Here is a 17,879-nt window from a genome sequence, read left to right as displayed (position 1 = left end):
TGCCTCTTTTCCGCAGCGACCTTCGATCAGTGGCGCAGTGGCGCGATGCCCACCTGCGGCATGTCGGCCAGGCCAATATCCCTTGCGTGCTGTTCAAAGCCCTTGTTGCGCCAGAAGAAGGCGCCAGGCATGGTGGTGGGGATCACCAGTACGTAGAACAGCGCGCGTCCCATCAGGCTGCTGACAATCAGTGCCGACGACAGCGCGGCCAGACCGGCAAGTCCAACGATTGGTCCGCTGTTGAATGCAGCCAGTGCCAAGCCACCCAGTACGCCGAGTCCCAGCAGCGCATTGCGCAACCAGTAGCTGTTGCCGAAGGTGGTGCGCTGGACGTAGTGGGAGGCGGCGCCTTCATGCTCTGCCGCGGTCATATCGCGGTTGTGACACCACAGGCCAGTGGCCTCGATGGCGGCGCCCACTGCGAGAAGGGCGGCAAGCAGACGAACGGCTGTCGCGCTGTCAGACCCGGCCAGCCAGAGGGCGGGGAGCAACAGCAGGCCGATGGCGATGGTGCCGAGGGACAGGGCGTTGCCATAAAAACTGCTGGCGACCTGCCAGTGGTTCCAGAACGGCCGTGCCGGAATGCGGTAGCAACGGTTCATGTAGTAGAGGCCGGTGGCACCGGAAACGATGGCGAGGTAGCCGAAGGTGGCCGCCGGTGTCGCCAGGGTATCGGGTTTGATCAGCGCGCTGATGGGGGTGCCAAACAAGCTCTGCCAGAGGCTGGCAAACAGGGCGTTGGCCGGCAGCTTGCACAGCAGGTGCAGGCCGAGGAAGGCCATAAACAGGGCGATGCCCAATCCTTCGCGGCAGACCGGCGAGTGTCTCAGGTTGTTGAAGCCGCGATAGAAGCGCAGCGGTTTGCCGAGGTGGGTGGTGGACAGATACAGGCCCAGCGCCACCAGTCCCAGACTCAGTGCCAACAGCGGGACGTACAGGGTTTGGCCGCCAAACCATTGCAGGGTAGGAATGCCGACCTGGGCGCCGAGAAAGACGATGGCGAAGGCGCCGATGGCGGCCTGGGACATCAGGGTAAACAGCACCAGCGGGTTTTCGCGGGAACTGAGGCGTTTCAGATTCCAGGCGCGCCTGGTGCCCTGTTTCCTGTCCACCACCGGTTTGTAGTTGCCGTCCGCGGCCTTGTGGTACTTCACCGGCGCTGAGTCGGTGCGTTTCATTTCCTCCGGCAGTTCGCGGATCTGCTGGAAGCGGATATTCGGACGGGTAATGCTGGGGTCGGGGAAGCCGGGAATCGAGATTTTCGCCTGCTCGCGGTTTTCCGGGATATTTTCCACCACCCCGAAATCCAGCGCGTTGCCGACACAGGCGGACACGCAGGCGGGCTTCAGGCCCACTTCCAGACGATCCACACACATGTTGCACTTGGATACCTGGCCTTCAACAGGGTCCAGCTGTGGGGCGTTGTAGGGGCACACCCAGGTGCAGTAGCCACAGCCGAAACAGGTGTCCGGGTCCTGCAGCACCGCACCGTATTCCGCGTGCTTGGTGTAGGCGCGAGTCGGGCAGCCCTTCAGGCACACTGGGTCGTCGCAATGGTTGCAGGCCATGGAGATATTGAGCCGCTGGTAGTCGGGGAAGCTGCCGCCCTCGACATAGCCCACCGAGCGAAAAGCCAGGTGCGCCGGGGTATCGTTTTTCTCGGCGCAGGCGGATTCGCAGGCGTGACAGCCGATGCAGTTGTCGGCGGTAAAGAAGAAGGCGTGTTGCTTGTTGCGGTTGGGGTTGCAGCCCACTTCCGGGTTGTCGTTGATGAACAGCGGGCGCTCTTTCGGCAGCTGCCCCCCGGCCAGGTCCAGCAGGTCGATCTTCTGGCCGTAGCGATTGGTGTCCGAGATCGCCTTGTCGGACAGAAAGGCATAGGGCTGTTCCTGGGTGCGGACTTCCCACAGGGTGCTGCCGTCGGCCTGTTTGGATTCAACCATCTCCGGCTTGGCGGTTAACTCTTTTACTTCGCTATTCATCTGAACGGTACCCTCTGCCCTTAAAAACTGCGTCGTTCGAGGTTTAATTGTGCGGCTTCAGCCTGGTTCACCTGCTCAATACGCACGGCGCACTGTTTGAAGGCCGGCTGCCGCGAGTGGGGGTCCAACAGCCCCAGGGTCAGGCGGTTGACACAGTCGTGGAAGTGAAACGGAATAAATACCATGTCCCTGGGCACCCGGTGGGTCAGTTGCGCCAGCACCACGGCGTCGCCGCGGCGGGACACCAGCCGCACGTAGGTCTGGTGCTCAATGCCCAGCGACTCGGCCGCATCGGGGTTGATCTCCATGTAGGGTGTGGGGCTGAACTTGTTGCAGTTGCCGATCTTGCCGGTGCGGGTGCGGGTGTGAAAATGTTCCACCACGCGACCGCTGTTGCACCAGAACGGATAGTTGTCGTCGGGCTTTTCGTTGTTGTCGCGGAACTTCACCGAGATCAGGTTGGCGCGACCGTCAGGGGTCTGGAACACCCCGTTGCTGTAAAGCCGCGGATCGCCCTTCAACCCTTCGGCATCCTTTGGATAAGGCCATTGGATACCGCGGGCCTGCTCGATTTTGTCGTAGCTCATGCCGGAGATATCGAGGGTGCGACCGGCGCCGATGGAGAGCTGCTTCATTTCCTCGAAGGCCCCTTCAGGGGTTTCCGGAAAGTGAATTATGCTGCCGTTTTCAAAGCGCTTGGCCATCTGGTTGAAAATCCAGAAATCCGGCTTTGAGTCGCCATAGGGGGCGATCACGTTGCGGGTCAGGTTGACGCGCCGCTCGGTGTTGGTGTGGCAGCCCTCTTTCTCCGCCCACACCGCTGCGGGCAGGAACACATCGGCGTATTCGTTGGTTTCCACATCCTCGTAGACATCCTGCACGATCAGAAACTCGAGCTTCTCGAACATCTTGCGGATGCGCGGCTGGTTGGCCATGGAGGTCAGCGGATTGGTGGCCACCAGCCACAGGCCGCGAATCTCGCCGCTCTCGATGGCGGGGAAAATATCGGTCTGGGTGAGGCCGCGTTTTTCCGGGAAGAAGGATTCATCCACGCCCCAAAAATTGGCGATTTCCCGACGGTGCTGGGTGTTTTCCAGCGCTCGGTAACCGGGCAGACCGGAACAGGATGACCACTCCCGGGTGCCCATGGCGTTGCACTGGCCGGTGATGGACAGGCTGGTACCGCCGGGCTTGCCGATGTTGCCGGTGACCAGATTGAGATTGTTGATGTTGGCCACGCCGTCGGAGCCGTGGGTGCTCTGGTTGATGCCCATGGTCCAGATGGACATGGCGCTGCCGGCTTTGGCGTAGAGCCGGGCCACATGGCGGATCATGTCTTCATCGATGCCGCAGATGTGCTGTGCCTGGATGGGATCGTAGTCCGCCACAGTGGCTTTCAACGCCTCGAAGCCGTTGGTGTGGGCGTCGATATAGGCCTGGTCCTGCAAGCCCTCGGAAAAGATCACGTGCAGCATAGCATTGATCAGCACGCAGTCGGTGCCGGGGGTGATGGGCAGGTGGATGTCGGCGAACTGGGCCAGCATGGTGACCCTCGGGTCGATCACGATCATCGGGAAGTGGCGTTTTTCGCGGGCTTCCTTGAGGCGCCAGTAGATGATCGGGTGCTGTTCCGGCAGGTTGGAGCCGAAGGCCATCAGGCACTCGGTGTGTTCAAAGTCATCGTAACAGCCGGGCGGGCCGTCGGAGCCGAACGAGCGCTTGTAGCCGGATACCGCCGAGGCCATGCATAGGGTGGTGTTGCCGTCGTAGTTGTTGGTGCCGATACAGCCGCGCACCAGCTTGCCGAGGGTGTAGAACTCCTCCGTCAGCAACTGGCCGGTGGAGACGACAGCGAATGAATCGCGGCCGTATTTTTGCTGAATCTCGCGGATCTTGGCGGCGCTGGTATCCAGCGCCTGATCCCAGCTTGCCGGTTGAAACTTTTCCTGTTTAGTCGCGCGCATCAGCGGCTGTGAACCGCGCCCGGGTGAGTGGAACAGGTCGTGCTCCAGGATGCCCTTGATGCAGAGTTTGCCGCGATTGACGTCGGCGCCGGCGTGACCGCGGCTGCTGACGATCCTGCCGTCTTCGCCGAGACCGATCTCAATGGAGCAGCCGGTGGAACAGTAGTTGCAGGTAGTGTACTTCCACTCCTTGACCTTTTTGGCCGGGATCAGGATGGGTTTGCGTTTCTTGCGTCCGAACAACATGGTCTTGTCTCGTTAGGGATACTTGTTCAGCTATTCCTGTTGGCGAGGATGACCTGCCCAGCCACCATCTCGATGGGGTAGACGGGCACGGAGACATCGTCATTTTCCAGACACTGACCGGTGATCAGATCAAAGTGCTGTTTGTACAGCGGCGAGGCCACCACCAGGCGGCCCTGCACGTCACCGACAATGCCCCGGGACAGTACATTGGCTTTGCCGATGGGGTCCCAGTTGCCGATGGCGTAGACAGTGGGTTCTTCCTCGGGCAGGTAGAAGATCGCCACCTGCTGGCCGTTGATCAGCGCGCAGATGCCGGAGTTGGCGATCAGGTCGGAGTGCTGGCAGATCACCAGCCCGTCGTTTGATTGAATGTTCTCAGCAGTACTCATCAGCAACACCTCCTACGCTGACTTGGCTAACAGTTGGTCGGTCTCTTCTTCGGTGGCCGGGCGCGGCTGGCCGCGCTCCTGCACAAAGACGACCCGTTCATCCGCGGCGTCAGAGTTGACGAACTGGCGAAAACGCTTGAGTTTTTCCGGATCCTCGACAGTGGTCTTCCACTCGCACTGATAGGTGCCGACAATGCTGTTCATCTGGGCTTCCAGTTCGGCACAGATGCCCAGTTTGTCGTCGATGATCACTTCCTTCAGGTAGGCGAGACCGCCCTCCAGGTTGTCGAGCCACACCGAGGTGCGCTGCAGCCGGTCGGCGGTGCGCACGTAGAACATCAGGAAGCGGTCGATGTACTTGATCAGGGTCTCGTCGTCGAGATCGGTGGCGAACAGGTCGGCGTGGCGGGGCTTCATGCCGCCGTTGCCGCACAGGTACAGGTTCCAGCCGTGCTCGGTGGCGATCACCCCGAAGTCCTTGGACTGGGCCTCGGCGCACTCGCGGGTACAGCCGGACACCGCCGATTTCAGTTTGTGGGGTGAACGCAGGCCCTTGTAGCGATCCTCGACATAGATGGCCATGCTGACGCTGTCCTGCACTCCGTAGCGGCACCAGGTGCTGCCGACACAGGATTTCACGGTGCGCAGCGCCTTGCCGTAGGCGTGGCCGGTTTCAAAACCGGCGTCGATCAGTTCTTTCCAGATATCCGGCAACTGGTCTACCCGGGCACCGAACAGGTCGATGCGCTGGCCGCCGGTGATCTTGGTGTAGAGGTCGTATTTCTTGGCCACTTGGCCGAGCACGATCAGTTTCTCCGGGGTGATCTCGCCACCGGGTACCCGGGGTACTACGGAGTAGGTGCCGTTCTTCTGCATGTTGGCCAGGAAAGTGTCGTTGGTGTCCTGCAGGCCCACATGCTTGTCCTCGAGGATGTAGTCATTCCACAGGGAGGCGAGGATGGAGGCCACCGCCGGTTTGCAGATCTCGCAGCCGCGCCCCGTGCCGTGGTGGCTGATCAGGTCCTCGAAGGACTTGATGGACTCCACCTTGGCGATGTGGAACAGCTCCTGGCGGGTAAAGTTGAAGTGCTCGCAGATGGCGGTGTTCACTTCCATGCCGCGGGCGGCCATCTCGTCGTCGACGACATTCTTCAGCAGTGCGGCACAGCCGCCGCAGCCGGTGCTGGCCGCGGTGCAGGACTTCACGTCCGCCAGGGAGCAGCAGCCGCCGTCGATGGCGCTGATGATGTCGCCCTTGCTGACGTTGTGGCAGGAACAGATGGTGGCGGTGGCGGGTAGGGCCGCCGCGCCCAGCAGCGGTGCGCCGCCTTCACTGGCCGGCAGGATCATGGCCTCCGGGTTGGCGGGCAGTTCGATACCGTTGAGGTAGTACTGCAACAAGGTGTCGTAGTCGGAGCAGTCGCCCACCAGTACCGCGCCGAGGGCGGTCTTGCCGTCCGCGCTGACGATCAGGCGCTTGTACACCTCCTCGCGCTCATCGCTGAAGGTGTAGGAGATGGCGCCCTCGGTTTTACCGTGGGAATCGCCGATGGAGCCCACATCCACACCCAGCAGCTTCAGCTTGGTGCTCATGTCGGCGCCCTTGAAGGCATTGTGCTCGCCGGACAGCTGGCTCACCGCCACTTCCGCCATGCGGTAGCCGGGGGCCACCAGGCCGAAGATCATGCCGCCGTAGAGGGCGCATTCGCCGATGGCGAAGATATCGGAATCGCTGGTACGGCAGTGGTAGTCGATGCTGATGCCGCCGCGGGGGCCCACTTCCAGACCGCAATCCCTGGCCAGTTGGTCGCTGGGGCGGATACCGGCGGAGAACACGATCACGTCGGTGGCCAGGGTCTCGCCGTCGGCAAAATTCATCACCAGACGGGTGTTGCCCTTGCCACCGGTTTCCTCAATGGTCTGGGTGGCCTTGCTGGTGTGCACCTGTACGCCCAGCGCTTCGATCTTGCGGCGCAGCATGGCGCTGCCGCCATTGTCCAGCTGCACGCCCATCAGGCCGGGGGCGAACTCCACCACGTGGGTTTGCAGGCCGAGGTTCTGCAGGGCATTGGCCGCTTCCAGGCCCAGCAGGCCGCCGCCGACCACCACGCCGATCTTGGCATTCTTGCTCTTGGCCTGGATCATCCCCAGGTCATCGATGGTGCGGTATACCAGGCAGTTGGAGAAGTCGGCGCCGGGAATCGGCGGTACAAACGGATAGGAACCGGTGGCCAATACCAGCTTGTCGTAGTGGAAGGCGCGCCCGCTGTCGGTGGTGACGACCTTGGCGTCGCGGTCGATGGCGACCACGGCATCGCCGAAGTGGGCGTCTACCCCCAGTTCCTTATAGTGCTCGCGGGTGGTCAGGGCCAGCTCTTCCGGCTTGCGACCGGCAAAGAACTCCGACAGGTGAACCCGATCGTAGGCGGGGCGAGGCTCGGCCCCGATCACGGTAATCCTGGCATCGACTTCGGAACAGGCCAGTTGCTCCACATAGTGGTGGCCCACCATTCCGTTTCCGATCACGACGACATTTATGAGTGACATATTGCATTTCTCTCAGTTGTCTGACGTCGTGCAACCCCGTGCTGACGTCAGTGGTTTTCTGACACGCACCTCGTTGTGCAAACAATTAGTGCATTACATGCAAGTGCTGGGCCAAAATAAACAGGGCCCTTCTTTTTCAATGAGTTAAGCCGGAGGGGGTATGTCTAGAAAGATTTTTATGCACCAAAAGAGTGATTTCGGTGCCTTGTTTTTGGGCGTCAGCCGAGTTTGTGGGTCAAGAGGGCGAGCAGCAGCAGGTTGCTCAGCAGTAGCAGGCAGCTGGCCAGTTTCCAGAAGCGAAGCGGGTTGCGCTCCAGCAGGGGTAGTTTGCGCTGGGTGGTGAACGCGGGGTTGGCATTTTTGAGGTCGGCGATGAATTCGGAGAGTGCGGGATAGCGCGCATCGGCTTTGAGTGAGGCCGCTTTCTGGATCGCCATATCCATCCAGACCGGTACCAGGGGGTTGTGTTCGTAGCTGGGCGTGTAGTGCAGGCGATCGAAGTCCTTGGCGGATTCCGCCTTGTGGTATTGGGGGCCGTAGGGCAGTTTTCCGGTCAGCAGTTCGTACAGCAGGATGGCGAGGGAGAACTGATCGCTGCGGGCTGTGGGGCTGGGGCCGAGTTGATATTCCGGTGCGGAGTAGTCGCGGGTGCCAAGCAGATTGGTCCGCTCAATGGCGGTGTCGATTTCCTGGATGCCGGCGATATGGGTGGAGCCGAAATCAATGATCTTGACACCCGCTTCGGTGTAGATGATGTTTTCGGGCTTGATGTCCTGATGCAGTGTGTCCTTGCGGTGAAAGGCCCTGAGCCCGGATGCCACCTGGGTGATGATGTTGCGGGCATCCACCACGGACAGTCGGGTTCGCTCTTTCAGCAGTTGCGCGAGGGTGGGGCCGGATACGTATTCCGTCAGGTAGTAGAGGAAGTTGCGCGGGCCCGACGGGCGCAGCACCTTCACCACATTGGCGTTTTGAATGCGCGAGCCGATCCACTCCTCGAGGACAAAGCGCTCCAGGTAGGCGGGGTCCTCCTGGTTCAGTGAGGAGGGCGCCTTGAGGACAGCCTTTTTACCATCGCTGATATCTTCCACCAGGTAGACTTCGCTGCGGGTGTTCGCGTGGACTTCCCGTATTACCCGCCAGTTATCCAGAATGTGGCCCTTGTCCAGTGGCGGGGGGCAGGGCAGGGAGCGCAGGTGGGCTAGCACATCCTCCCGCTCCGGTTCGCCGATATCCTCAATGCAGACAATTTGCACGCTGAGATTGTCGTCGCTGCCAAGTTTCAGGGCCTCTTCGGCGATATTTTTGCAGCTGTGGTTGTGGTCGCTGCTTTGCGACAGGTGATGCTTGAGGCGGTCGTTGGGCAGCCAGTCGTGTATGCCGTCCGTGGTGAGCAGGAAGCGGTCGCCGGGCAGCAGATTGAGGTGGTGGAAATCAATTTCCAGACTGACGTCAATGCCGAGGGCCCGCCCCAGATAGCGATGTCCGTCGCCGGCGGGAATGGCGTGGTCGCGGGTCACCAGTTCAAAATCGCCATCGCGCAAGCGGTAGATACGGCTGTCGCCCACATGAAAGATGTAGGCGCCCGCGGATTTCAAAATGAGTCCGCTGAAGGTGGTGATAAAGCCTTTTTCCGCGGAGGTGTAGGATTGGCCGAGGCCGTACAGCCAGCGGTTCAGGGCTACCAGTACTTTCAGGCCGCTGGTCTGGATCGACCAGCTGTCGTGGGTCGAGTAGTAGTCCGTGAGAAACGAAGTGACGGCAATCTGGCTGGCTTCCTTGCCGGCCTCCGCCGTGCTGACGCCATCGGCAATGACGGCGACGGCACCTTTGGTGGCTAGTGCCGCCCCTTCGGGAATGCGAATGCCTACCGCATCGTCATTCTCCCGTTTGATGCCGGCGCTGGAATACTGTCCAACCTGGATATCCAGCCGCCGGGTCAGGTGTGAAAGGGCAATTTCAGGCATTGCGTCGCTTGGCCTAGCTGACCTCGATAAGTTGAACCGTGCCGTCAGGGAGAACCTCGGTGGTGTGTCCGCTGGGCTCTGTGAGCATCTGTGCAAGCAAGAATACCGCAATGGCTGAGCCGGCGATAATCAGGAAGAAAGTGTGTGCATCCACAAAGGTGTAGGCGGTCAGGTAGGTGACTGCGCCGACATTGCCGAAGGCGCCCGCCATGCCGGCAATCTGGCCGGTCATGCGGCGCTTGATCAGCGGTACGATGGCAAAGACCGCGCCCTCTCCCGCCTGGACAAAGAAGGAGCAGCACATCACTGCGGCGACCGCCAGGAAAATGGGCCAGCTGCCGGTGATTTGCGACAGCACAAAATAGCCGATGCCCAGACCGATAATCAGCATGGAAAGGGACTTGCGGCGGCCAAAGCGGTCGCTGAACCAGCCGCCGCTGGGGCGTGCCACCAGGTTCATAAAGGCGTAGGCGCTGGCCAGGGCGCCTGCGGCCGCCAGGCTCAGTCCTTCAAAGGTATCCAGGAAATAGCCCGGCAGCATGGAGACAACCGCGAGCTCAGAGCCGAATGTCACAAAGTAGGCCCAGTCGAGAATGGCCACTTGCTTGAATTCGTATTTGTCGCTCTCTGCTGCGCCGTGCTTCAGCATCTCCTTGTTGACCTGGTAGATGTGATAAACCTGGTAGACAAACAGCACGGCAAAAAGGCCATAAAAAATCAGCGCTGTGGTGTGGGAAATCAGATCGGTGCCAGCGGGTGATACCTTCCAGACCAGAACCGAAAGGATCAGGTACATGGGGATGTTCATGCCGATGTACAGCCAGAAGTCCTTTTTACTGGTGACTTCCAGGCCGCCGGATTTTTTCGGCTTGAAATAGGTTGAGCCTTTCGGGGTGTTGCGGGCCCGCAGGCCATAGATCACTCCGTAGATGGAAGCCAGGACGCCGGTCAGGCCAATGGCGTAGCGCCAGCCATCTTCACCGCCAAAGACGGTGATGGCGATGGTGGGCAGTGTAAAGGCCGCGGCAGAGGAGCCGAAATTGCCCCAACCGCCATAAATGCCCTGGGCGAGGCCGACTGATTTGGCGGGGAACCATTCCCCGACCATGCGAATGCCGATGACAAACCCGGCGCCCACAAAGCCCAGTAGCAGTCGTGTCAGTGCCAGCTGTTCATAGGTCTGTGACAGGGCAAAACAGGTACAGAGCACGCCGGATAACAGCAGCAGACCGGAATAGATCAGGCGCGGTCCAAAGCGGTCCACCAGCATGCCGATGATAATCCTGGCGGGAATGGTCAGGGCCACGTTCAGGGTGAGCAGTGTTTTCCACTGGGCGGTGGTCAGATTAAATGCTTCCATGATCAGCGGCTTGAGCGGGGCGTGGCTAAACCAGACGACAAAAGTCAGAAAAAATGCGAACCAGGTTAGGTGGAGTGTTCTTATCTTCGGGTCCCGAACATCGAACAGATTAATGCGTAGTGTTGACATGAGTGCACCGTGTTTCTAAAAAATGAACAATTTCGTACCAAAGGCAATTTGCGTGCCATAAATTAGTGCGAATTTATCCTGTTGATTTTTAATGGATTAATTTTTGCTTGCGAAATAAGGCAAAAACCATTGCACCAATGGGAAGCGATTTCAGAATGTTGAATTCCTGTTGTTGCTCGTATTTGGTGCCTGCAATGTTCAGTATTGGGGCTTTCATGGCTGTGATTGGGAGGGGGACGAATTTCGGCAGCGGGCGATATATGGCTTTTGGGTCGGGTAGGAATTATGCTTGGTTACCCCCGAAGATTTCTCCGCCCTGTTTCATGGAATAGCGTTGCCCCTATGACTTACTGTGTTGCTATAAAGCTGAAGGAAGGCCTGGTGTTCTGTTCTGATTCCCGGACCAATGCCGGTCCCGACCGGGTCAGTACCTACAGTAAGCTGCATCGGTTTTCCATCCACGGTGATCGTCAGTTGATGATGATGACGGCGGGCAATCTTGCCACCAGCCAGGCGGTGGTGGCGCAGATTGAGCGCGACCTGAAGGAGGATGCGGAATTTAACTTGCGCAAGGCCGGGTATGTCTCGGACATCGCCGATTACGTCGGCGAGCTGAGTCTCAAGGAGCAGGGCAAGTACCGGGTCGGTGGACCCAAGGCCGGCTTTAATGCCGAGGCCACATTTATCCTGGGGGGGCAGGTCAAGGGTGGCGACATCGAGCTGTATATGATTTACCCGGAGGGCAACCATATCACCGCATCGGAGCAGTATCCCTTTCTCCAGATTGGTGAAACCAAGTACGGCAAGCCCATTCTCGATCGCATTGTGCGACCCAACACCCCCCATGAGACGGCGATGCGCTGCGCGCTGGTGTCACTGGATTCCACCATGCGCAGCAATGCCACCGTGGGGCCGCCCATCGAGCTGCTGTTCTATCAGACAGACAGCTTGTCCAATCCCTCCAAGTACTACAGGTTCGAGGAAAATGACCCCTATCTGGTGAAGCTGCGCCAAAGCTGGGACGAGAATATCCGCAAGGCCTTTAATGAGCTGCCTTCACTATCCCTGGTGTTCGGGGCCGATGTCTGATGGCGGCGTCGATGATGAATCCCGCCGGGTCGCGTTAACCTGCCCGCCGCCGGGCGGCGGTGGGGCGGTTAGCTCGAGGTATCGGGTACCGGCAGAAACCAGGTGTTGGTAATGGTCTCGTCCAGCTGGCTCAGATAGATCTGGAACTGGTCGATAAACTGGTGCAGTTGCGCAAACGTCATTTTCTGGGCATCAAACCGGGCCAGTTTGCGCAGCGCGGACTCGGCAATATCCTTGGCCGCCCGATTGTTTTTCAGGGGTTCAAGCTCGTCAAGAATGTCGTTGAGGCAAAAGGTCACCGTCCGGGGCAGGCTGTTTTCCTTGAAGATAAAGTTTACCGCCGGGTCCGGTTCCACCAGCGGCCCAATTTTGTGCCGGTAGGCACTGATGGCGGACAGCGATTGCAGCATGCTGCTCCACAACAGGGTATCCACTGCCGGGTTGGGGTTGTCGCGCCCCAGAATGGCACCGGCGCCCACGTCGATGATGCGAGTGGTCATGTCTGCCCGCTCCATCAGGTGCCCCAGCTTGATAAAGCGATGGGGGTGATCCCTGGACAGGGTGGTCATCAGCAGGCCGTTAATCATCTGGCAGCGGGAGATGATCTGTTCCAGAAATTCATAGCGGTGCCGTCGGCCAATGGATTTTTCTGCCACATCCCTACAGTAGATATGCAGCTCGTTGACGTGCTCCCAGGTTTCCTCCGGTAGTACATCGCGGGTGGTGCGAACATTCTCGCGTGCGGCCTTGATGGCAAAATTGATGCTGGAAAAGTGGCTCAGGTCGGCGATCAGGAATCTGAGCACGTTCTGTTCGTTAAAGGCGCGATAATGTTTGCTGAAGACCGGTTCGGCATCGAGAATGTCCACCAAAATTTGCCAGCCCAGCTCCGCCCCCTGGGGAAGGTCCATGATCAGGTGGGTGTAGGCATTGGTGAAACGCGCGGTGTTCTCGGCGCGTTCCAGGTAACGGGACATCCAGTAAAGGCGGTCGGCTACGCGAGAAAGCATGGTCATTTGCTGCGCTCCACAATCCAGGTGTCTTTGCTGCCGCCACCCTGGGATGAGTTTACTACCAGCGAACCCTTGACCATGGCCACCCGGGTGAGGCCACCGGGCGTCACCCAGACATCCTTTCCCTGCAGAATAAAGGGGCGCAGATCCAGGTGCCTGGGTTCCACGGTGTGGTCGATATAGGTGGGCGCGGTCGACAGCGACAGGGTCGGCTGGGCGATGTAGTTGCGGGGATTGCTTTCGATCAATGCCGCGAATTCGCGACGTTTCTCCGGGGTGGCATGGGGTCCCACCATCATGCCGTAGCCACCGGATTCGTTGGCGGGTTTGACCACCAGCTTGTCGAGATTGGCAAGCACATATTCGCGATCCTTTTCCAACATGCACAGGTAGGTTTTGACGCACTCCATCAGGGGTTCTTCCTTGAGGTAGTAGCGAATCATGTCCGGTACAAATGCGTAGATGACCTTGTCATCGGCGACGCCGCTGCCCGGAGCATTGGCAATTGCCAGGTTGCCCGCTTTCCAGGCGCGCATGATGCCGGGAACGCCGAGCATGGAGTCTTCCCGGAAGACTTCGGGATCAATGAAATCTTCATCGATGCGGCGATAGATAACATCCACCCTGACCGGGCCGTCGACGGTGCGCATGTAAACGCAGTCGTCGTCATCGGTAAACAGGTCGCTGCCCTCCACCAGTTCGGCGCCCATGCTCTGGGCCAGGAAGGCGTGTTCAAAATAGGCGGAGTTGTAGATGCCGGGGGTTAGTACGGCAATGCAGGGTTTGCGCTTCAGCTGGGGGGAGAGTGAGGCGAGAGTCTTGTAGAGCTGGCTGGGGTAGTCATCTACCGGCAGGATGCTGTAGTTCTCAAACAGCTCCGGCAGCACCCGTTTGGTGATCTCCCTGTTTTCGAGCATGTAGGACACACCGGAGGGTACCCGCAGGTTATCTTCCAGCACGTAGAACTTGCCATCCTTGTTGCGCACCAGGTCGGAACCGCAAATATGCGCCCATGCACCATAACGGGGCGAAACACCCTGGCATTGGGGTTTGTAGTTGGTGGATTGCAGCACGATATCGGCCGGGACAATGCCGTCGGCAAGGATTTTTTGCTTGTTGTAGACATCGTCGATAAAGCAGTTCAGTGCACGGCTGCGCTGTTTTAGCCCAGTGCTGACCCGGGCCCATTCCTTGGCGGTGATGGCGCGGGGAATGATGTCGAAGGGCCAGTTGCGATCAATGTTGCCGCCCTCGGTATAGACGGTAAAGGAAATGCCCATATCGCGGATAGCCAGCTCGGCAGCGGCGCGGCGTTCGTCCAATTCATCTTCCGGCAGATCTTTCAGAAATTTTACGATGCCCCGGGCTGCCATGCGGGGGTTGCCAGTGGAAGTTAACAGTTCGTCAAAAAACGAACCTGAGTCATAAGATTTCCATCGATTATTCATGTGTTGTCACACACCTCCCGCTGTGACGATGGGTACCATTTTTATCATGGCCCTCTAATGACAAAATTAGCAATAGCTATGCCAATAGTAGTCGAAGCAGGAAATATATAGGATGAGGTTGCTGTTTCTGAATATGACGAAGGTCTGGATGGCCAAGGCAGAAAAAATAAAGGTGGCTTGGCTTGTGGCTAAACAGAAAGAGGTTAGGGTTATTAAAAAAAGAATGGCTGCAAAAAAGCCGGGATAGCTCCCGGCTTTTTTATTGCAACAGAGAACTCAGCCTCTGGTGTCGAGTTGCTCCTGGGCAAAGGCGATGGCGCTGCGCACCTGCTCGGGAGCGGTGCCGCCGATGTGGTTGCGGGCGGCTACAGAGCCCTCCAGGGTCAGTACCTCAAACACATCCTGCTCGATGACGGGTGAGAATTGCTGCAGTTCTGCCAAACTCATGTCCGAGAGATCCTTGTTCTGGGCAATGCCGTAGGCCACGGATTTGCCGACGATCTCGTGGGAGTCGCGGAAGGGGATGCCCTTGCGCACCAGGTAGTCCGCCAGGTCGGTGGCGGTGGAAAAGCCGCGGCGGGCAGACTCGCGCATAGGCTCTTTTTTTGCCTGGATGGCCGGAACCATATCGGCGAAGGCGCGCAGGCAGTCCTTGACGGTGTCGACGGTGTCGAACAGCGGTTCCTTGTCTTCCTGGTTGTCCTTGTTGTAGGCCAAGGGCTGTGACTTCATCAGGGTCAGCAGGGCCATCAGGTGGCCGTATACCCGGCCGGTCTTGCCGCGCACCAGTTCCGGTACATCGGGGTTTTTCTTTTGCGGCATGATCGACGAGCCGGTGCAGAAGCGGTCCGGCAATTCAATAAAGTTGAACTGGGCGGAAGTCCACAAAACCAGTTCTTCAGATGCGCGGGACAGGTGCATCAACAGCAGGCTGGCAAAGGCACAGAATTCGATGGCGAAGTCGCGATCGCTGACCGAGTCCAGGGAATTGCGGGTGGGGCCGTCAAACCCGAGCAACTCGGCGGTCATGTGGCGATTGATGGGGTAGGTGGTGCCGGCCAGGGCGGCGGCTCCCAGCGGCGACTGGTTGAGTCGCTTGCGACAGTCCAGCAGTCGGCTGTAGTCCCGTTCCAGCATCTCCAACCAGGCCATCAGGTGGTGGCCGAAGGTGACCGGCTGGGCGGTTTGCAAGTGGGTGAAGCCGGGCATAATGGTGTCGGTTTCACGGTCGGCCAATTCCAGAATGCCCCGCTGCAAGCGGGTCAGTTCGTGGCCGATCACGTCGATCTCTTCCCGCAGCCAGAGGCGAATGTCGGTGGCTACCTGATCGTTGCGGGAGCGCCCGGTGTGCAGCTTTTTACCGGTGATGCCAATCTGCGAGGTCAGCGCCGCCTCGACATTCATGTGCACATCTTCAAGAGCCAGGCTCCAGGTAAATGTGCCATTTTCAATGTCGGTCACAATCTCCGTCAGCCCCGTCTTGATAGACTGGAGTTCTGCTTCGTTCAGCACGCCCACGCTGGTCAGCATGGTGGCATGGGCGATGGAGCCCTGAATATCCTGCGGGGCCATGCGCTGGTCAAAGTTGACCGAAGCGGTAAAGCGGGCGACGAAGGCATCGGTGGCTTCGCTGAAGCGTCCGCCCCAGGAGAGGTTGGTATCTTTGGAATCGCTCATGGCTATACTGGCCCTTTATAACTTGAATGGCGAAGGATAAAGTATCGCCGGAGTCAGGCGAGGGCGGGATTATAGCAAAGAGGGAATGTTCGCAAATGGTCAGCTTGGAAATACACTAATGGGATTTTTGGCCAAATGGAAGGCCGGCGGCCTCAAGCCGGCTAGATTACTGTTCAGCGAGGGGGATAATTTCCTCCCCGATCTCTGTCGTGGCCAGGGTTTGCTGGCGGTGGTGGTGATTTCCGAGCTGCTGGCATTGCTGGTGACTATTGCCAGCAATGGTCTTGAGCGTTTCGACTGGGTCGAGTTCGCCAAGGTCTCACTGTTATCCCTGTGGATCGCCCTGCTCAGTGCCGCAGTGCTGTGCCTGTCCAATCGGCTGTTGTCCGGGGCCCGGCTGGTGACGGCGGCGGTGGTGTCTTTTTTATTGATACTGCTGGTGACGCTGCTGTGCGGTGCCATAGCCGAAGGCGTGATGTCTTGGTCTTCCGCGCCGCTGGAGGCCCGCCACTACAATTTCTGGAATATCGCCGAATACCTGTTGTTGGCGGCGATCCCTGCGGGCATTCTGCTGCGCTACCTGTTCTTGCAACAGCAGCTTCGCCTGCAACAGCGGGCCGAACTGGAGGCGCGTATCCAGGCGCTTCAGTCCCGCATCCGGCCCCACTTCCTGTTCAACAGTATGAACATGATTGCCAGCCTGATTGGCTCCGATCCGGAAAAAGCAGAGCGGGTCGTTGAGGATATGTCGGACTTGTTCCGCTATGCCCTGACGGATTCCCATACCCTGGTGCCGCTGCGCGAGGAGCTGTCGCTGTGTCGGCGCTACCTGTCGCTGGAAAAACTTCGTTTGGGTGAGCGGCTGACCGCTCGCTGGGAAATTGGCGATTACGGGGAGGGAGTGCATATTCCCTGCCTGACCCTGCAGCCGGTGCTGGAGAACGCCATTTATCACGGTATCCAGTTGTTGCAGGAAGGCGGTGAAATTTCCATTTCGGTGAAACGGGTTAACGACCGTATCGAGATTGTGGTTTCCAATCCCCTGCATCGGGCGCTGCAACAACACCGGGGTAATAAGATGGCGCTGCATAATGTGCGCCAGCGACTCAAGGCCCATTTTGGCGCCGCTGCCAAGGTGACTGCGGAACCCAGTGAAAGTTGCTATATTACCCGTATTAGCTACCCCATAGGATGGTAGGGTCTGGCAGATGAGAGTCTTGATCGTTGACGATGAGCCCCTGGCTCGCGACCGTTTGAAAAGGATGTTGTCGGCCATTGGCGGTTGTGTGGTCGCGGGTGAAGCCGGTAGCGGCGAGCAGGCATTGACGGCTGCAGAAGAGCTGAGCCCGGATGTGGTGTTTATGGACGTGCGCATGCCCGGCATGGACGGGCTTGCAGCAGCGCAATACCTCGCCAATCTCAATCCGCCGCCGGCAGTCATTTTCTGCACGGCTTACGATGACTATGCGGTGGAAGCCTTTTCATCCCAGGCCATCGGCTATCTGCTCAAACCCATCAAGCAGGCGGAGCTGGAAAATGCCATTATGCGCACCAAGCGCATTAACAAGGCCCAGTTGACCGAATTGCAGGACTCTCCGTTCTTCCAGGTAGATGGCCGCAGCCATATCGCCGCCAAGAATCGCCGCGGTATCGATCTGGTCGCTGTCGCCGATATCCGCCTGTTCCAGGCCGATCACAAATATGTTACCGCCTATCATGCGGACGGCGAGGCGCTGCTGGATGAAACCCTCAAGGAGCTGGAGGATGAGTTCGAGGGGCGTTTTGTCCGCATCCACCGCAACGCCCTGGTTTCCATCCCCCATATCGAAGGACTGGAGCGCAATATCGATGGCCAGTTTTTCGTGCGGCTGCAGGGTATGGATATCCGTCCGCAGGTCAGTCGCCGCCATGTGGCACCGTTGCGCAAACTCCTGGAACAGATGTAGCTCAGACCTTCTTTCAGACGAGCAACTTTGCCTAGGGCCTGTTCACACTAATTTGGTTGCCTCTGTTGTGACTAAAAAAGCGCCAATCTAGGCGCGAGAAATGAATTTAGTGGTTCTAACTG

General features: G+C 58.8%; 12 protein-coding genes. 3 read left to right on the top strand and 9 right to left on the bottom strand.

Annotated elements, in window-relative coordinates; translation table 11 throughout:
• Nucleotides 1–26 precede the first annotated feature (26 nt).
• The 6 genes from ABY948_RS01495 to ABY948_RS01470 all read right to left on the bottom strand — a co-directional run bounded on the left by ABY948_RS01495 (nt 27) and on the right by ABY948_RS01470 (nt 10,584).
• Nucleotides 27–1,982: a DmsC/YnfH family molybdoenzyme membrane anchor subunit gene (locus ABY948_RS01495; RefSeq protein ID WP_461480734.1), complete on the bottom strand. Its 1,956-nt coding sequence runs from the start codon at nt 1,980–1,982 to the stop codon at nt 27–29.
• A gap of 20 nt (nt 1,983–2,002) precedes the next feature.
• The gene (locus ABY948_RS01490; protein WP_461480733.1) at nt 2,003–4,192 is read right to left on the bottom strand and encodes a molybdopterin oxidoreductase family protein; all 2,190 of its coding nucleotides are present in this window, start codon (nt 4,190–4,192) and stop codon (nt 2,003–2,005) included.
• Between the two features lie 26 nt (nt 4,193–4,218).
• The gene (gene nirD / locus ABY948_RS01485; protein ID WP_461480732.1) at nt 4,219–4,581 is read right to left on the bottom strand and encodes a nitrite reductase small subunit NirD; all 363 of its coding nucleotides are present in this window, start codon (nt 4,579–4,581) and stop codon (nt 4,219–4,221) included.
• A 12-nt stretch (nt 4,582–4,593) separates the two neighbouring features.
• On the bottom strand, nt 4,594–7,128 hold the full coding sequence (gene nirB, locus ABY948_RS01480) for a nitrite reductase large subunit NirB (protein WP_461480731.1): 2,535 nt from the start codon (nt 7,126–7,128) through the stop codon (nt 4,594–4,596).
• A 218-nt stretch (nt 7,129–7,346) separates the two neighbouring features.
• Complete coding sequence (locus ABY948_RS01475; RefSeq protein ID WP_461480730.1) at nt 7,347–9,095, bottom strand: protein kinase domain-containing protein; 1,749 nt, start codon at nt 9,093–9,095, stop codon at nt 7,347–7,349.
• Nucleotides 9,096–9,108: 13 nt separating this feature from the next.
• Nucleotides 9,109–10,584, bottom strand: coding sequence for a NarK family nitrate/nitrite MFS transporter (locus tag ABY948_RS01470; RefSeq protein ID WP_461480729.1), 1,476 nt, complete (start codon nt 10,582–10,584; stop codon nt 9,109–9,111).
• Between the two features lie 285 nt (nt 10,585–10,869).
• Between ABY948_RS01470 and ABY948_RS01465 the strand changes: the two genes are divergently transcribed.
• The gene (locus ABY948_RS01465) at nt 10,870–11,673 is read left to right on the top strand and encodes a peptidase (protein WP_461480728.1); all 804 of its coding nucleotides are present in this window, start codon (nt 10,870–10,872) and stop codon (nt 11,671–11,673) included.
• Nucleotides 11,674–11,741: 68 nt separating this feature from the next.
• Here ABY948_RS01465 and ABY948_RS01460 read toward each other — a convergent pair whose 3' ends face one another.
• The 3 genes from ABY948_RS01460 to argH form a co-directional block, all read right to left on the bottom strand.
• Nucleotides 11,742–12,689 (bottom strand): alpha-E domain-containing protein, encoded by a 948-nt coding sequence (locus ABY948_RS01460; RefSeq protein ID WP_461480727.1) that lies wholly within the window; start codon nt 12,687–12,689, stop codon nt 11,742–11,744.
• Nucleotides 12,686–14,134 (bottom strand): circularly permuted type 2 ATP-grasp protein, encoded by a 1,449-nt coding sequence (locus ABY948_RS01455; protein WP_461480726.1) that lies wholly within the window; start codon nt 14,132–14,134, stop codon nt 12,686–12,688. The genes ABY948_RS01460 and ABY948_RS01455 overlap by 4 nt, the downstream gene beginning before the upstream one ends.
• Nucleotides 14,135–14,410: 276 nt before the next feature.
• On the bottom strand, nt 14,411–15,811 hold the full coding sequence (gene argH, locus ABY948_RS01450) for an argininosuccinate lyase (RefSeq protein WP_461480725.1): 1,401 nt from the start codon (nt 15,809–15,811) through the stop codon (nt 14,411–14,413).
• A gap of 118 nt (nt 15,812–15,929) precedes the next feature.
• On the opposite strand from argH, the gene ABY948_RS01445 reads away from it, so the two are divergent.
• Both ABY948_RS01445 and ABY948_RS01440 read left to right on the top strand, forming a co-directional pair.
• The gene (locus ABY948_RS01445) at nt 15,930–17,009 is read left to right on the top strand and encodes a sensor histidine kinase (RefSeq protein WP_461480724.1); all 1,080 of its coding nucleotides are present in this window, start codon (nt 15,930–15,932) and stop codon (nt 17,007–17,009) included.
• Nucleotides 17,010–17,019: 10 nt separating this feature from the next.
• The gene (locus ABY948_RS01440) at nt 17,020–17,757 is read left to right on the top strand and encodes a LytR/AlgR family response regulator transcription factor (RefSeq protein WP_461480723.1); all 738 of its coding nucleotides are present in this window, start codon (nt 17,020–17,022) and stop codon (nt 17,755–17,757) included.
• The last annotated feature ends 122 nt before the right edge of the window (nt 17,758–17,879 follow it).

Source organism: Porticoccus sp. (assembly GCF_041592135.1).
Lineage (GTDB): Bacteria > Pseudomonadota > Gammaproteobacteria > Pseudomonadales > Porticoccaceae > Porticoccus.
Note: the sequence above shows the minus strand (reverse complement) of the source record. Positions and strands in the feature narration are given on the sequence as shown.

Excerpts from the sequence above, each read along its gene's own strand:
- ABY948_RS01495 (WP_461480734.1), bottom strand. The coding sequence starts at position 1,982 with ATGAATAGCGAAGTAAAAGAGTTAACCGCCAAGCCGGAGATGGTTGAA.
- ABY948_RS01490 (WP_461480733.1), bottom strand. The coding sequence starts at position 4,192 with ATGTTGTTCGGACGCAAGAAACGCAAACCCATCCTGATCCCGGCCAAA.
- nirD (WP_461480732.1), bottom strand. The coding sequence starts at position 4,581 with ATGAGTACTGCTGAGAACATTCAATCAAACGACGGGCTGGTGATCTGC.
- nirB (WP_461480731.1), bottom strand. The coding sequence starts at position 7,128 with ATGTCACTCATAAATGTCGTCGTGATCGGAAACGGAATGGTGGGCCAC.
- ABY948_RS01475 (WP_461480730.1), bottom strand. The coding sequence starts at position 9,095 with ATGCCTGAAATTGCCCTTTCACACCTGACCCGGCGGCTGGATATCCAG.
- ABY948_RS01470 (WP_461480729.1), bottom strand. The coding sequence starts at position 10,584 with ATGTCAACACTACGCATTAATCTGTTCGATGTTCGGGACCCGAAGATA.
- ABY948_RS01465 (WP_461480728.1), top strand. The coding sequence starts at position 10,870 with ATGCTTGGTTACCCCCGAAGATTTCTCCGCCCTGTTTCATGGAATAGC.
- ABY948_RS01460 (WP_461480727.1), bottom strand. The coding sequence starts at position 12,689 with ATGACCATGCTTTCTCGCGTAGCCGACCGCCTTTACTGGATGTCCCGT.
- ABY948_RS01455 (WP_461480726.1), bottom strand. The coding sequence starts at position 14,134 with ATGAATAATCGATGGAAATCTTATGACTCAGGTTCGTTTTTTGACGAA.
- argH (WP_461480725.1), bottom strand. The coding sequence starts at position 15,811 with ATGAGCGATTCCAAAGATACCAACCTCTCCTGGGGCGGACGCTTCAGC.
- ABY948_RS01445 (WP_461480724.1), top strand. The coding sequence starts at position 15,930 with ATGGGATTTTTGGCCAAATGGAAGGCCGGCGGCCTCAAGCCGGCTAGA.
- ABY948_RS01440 (WP_461480723.1), top strand. The coding sequence starts at position 17,020 with ATGAGAGTCTTGATCGTTGACGATGAGCCCCTGGCTCGCGACCGTTTG.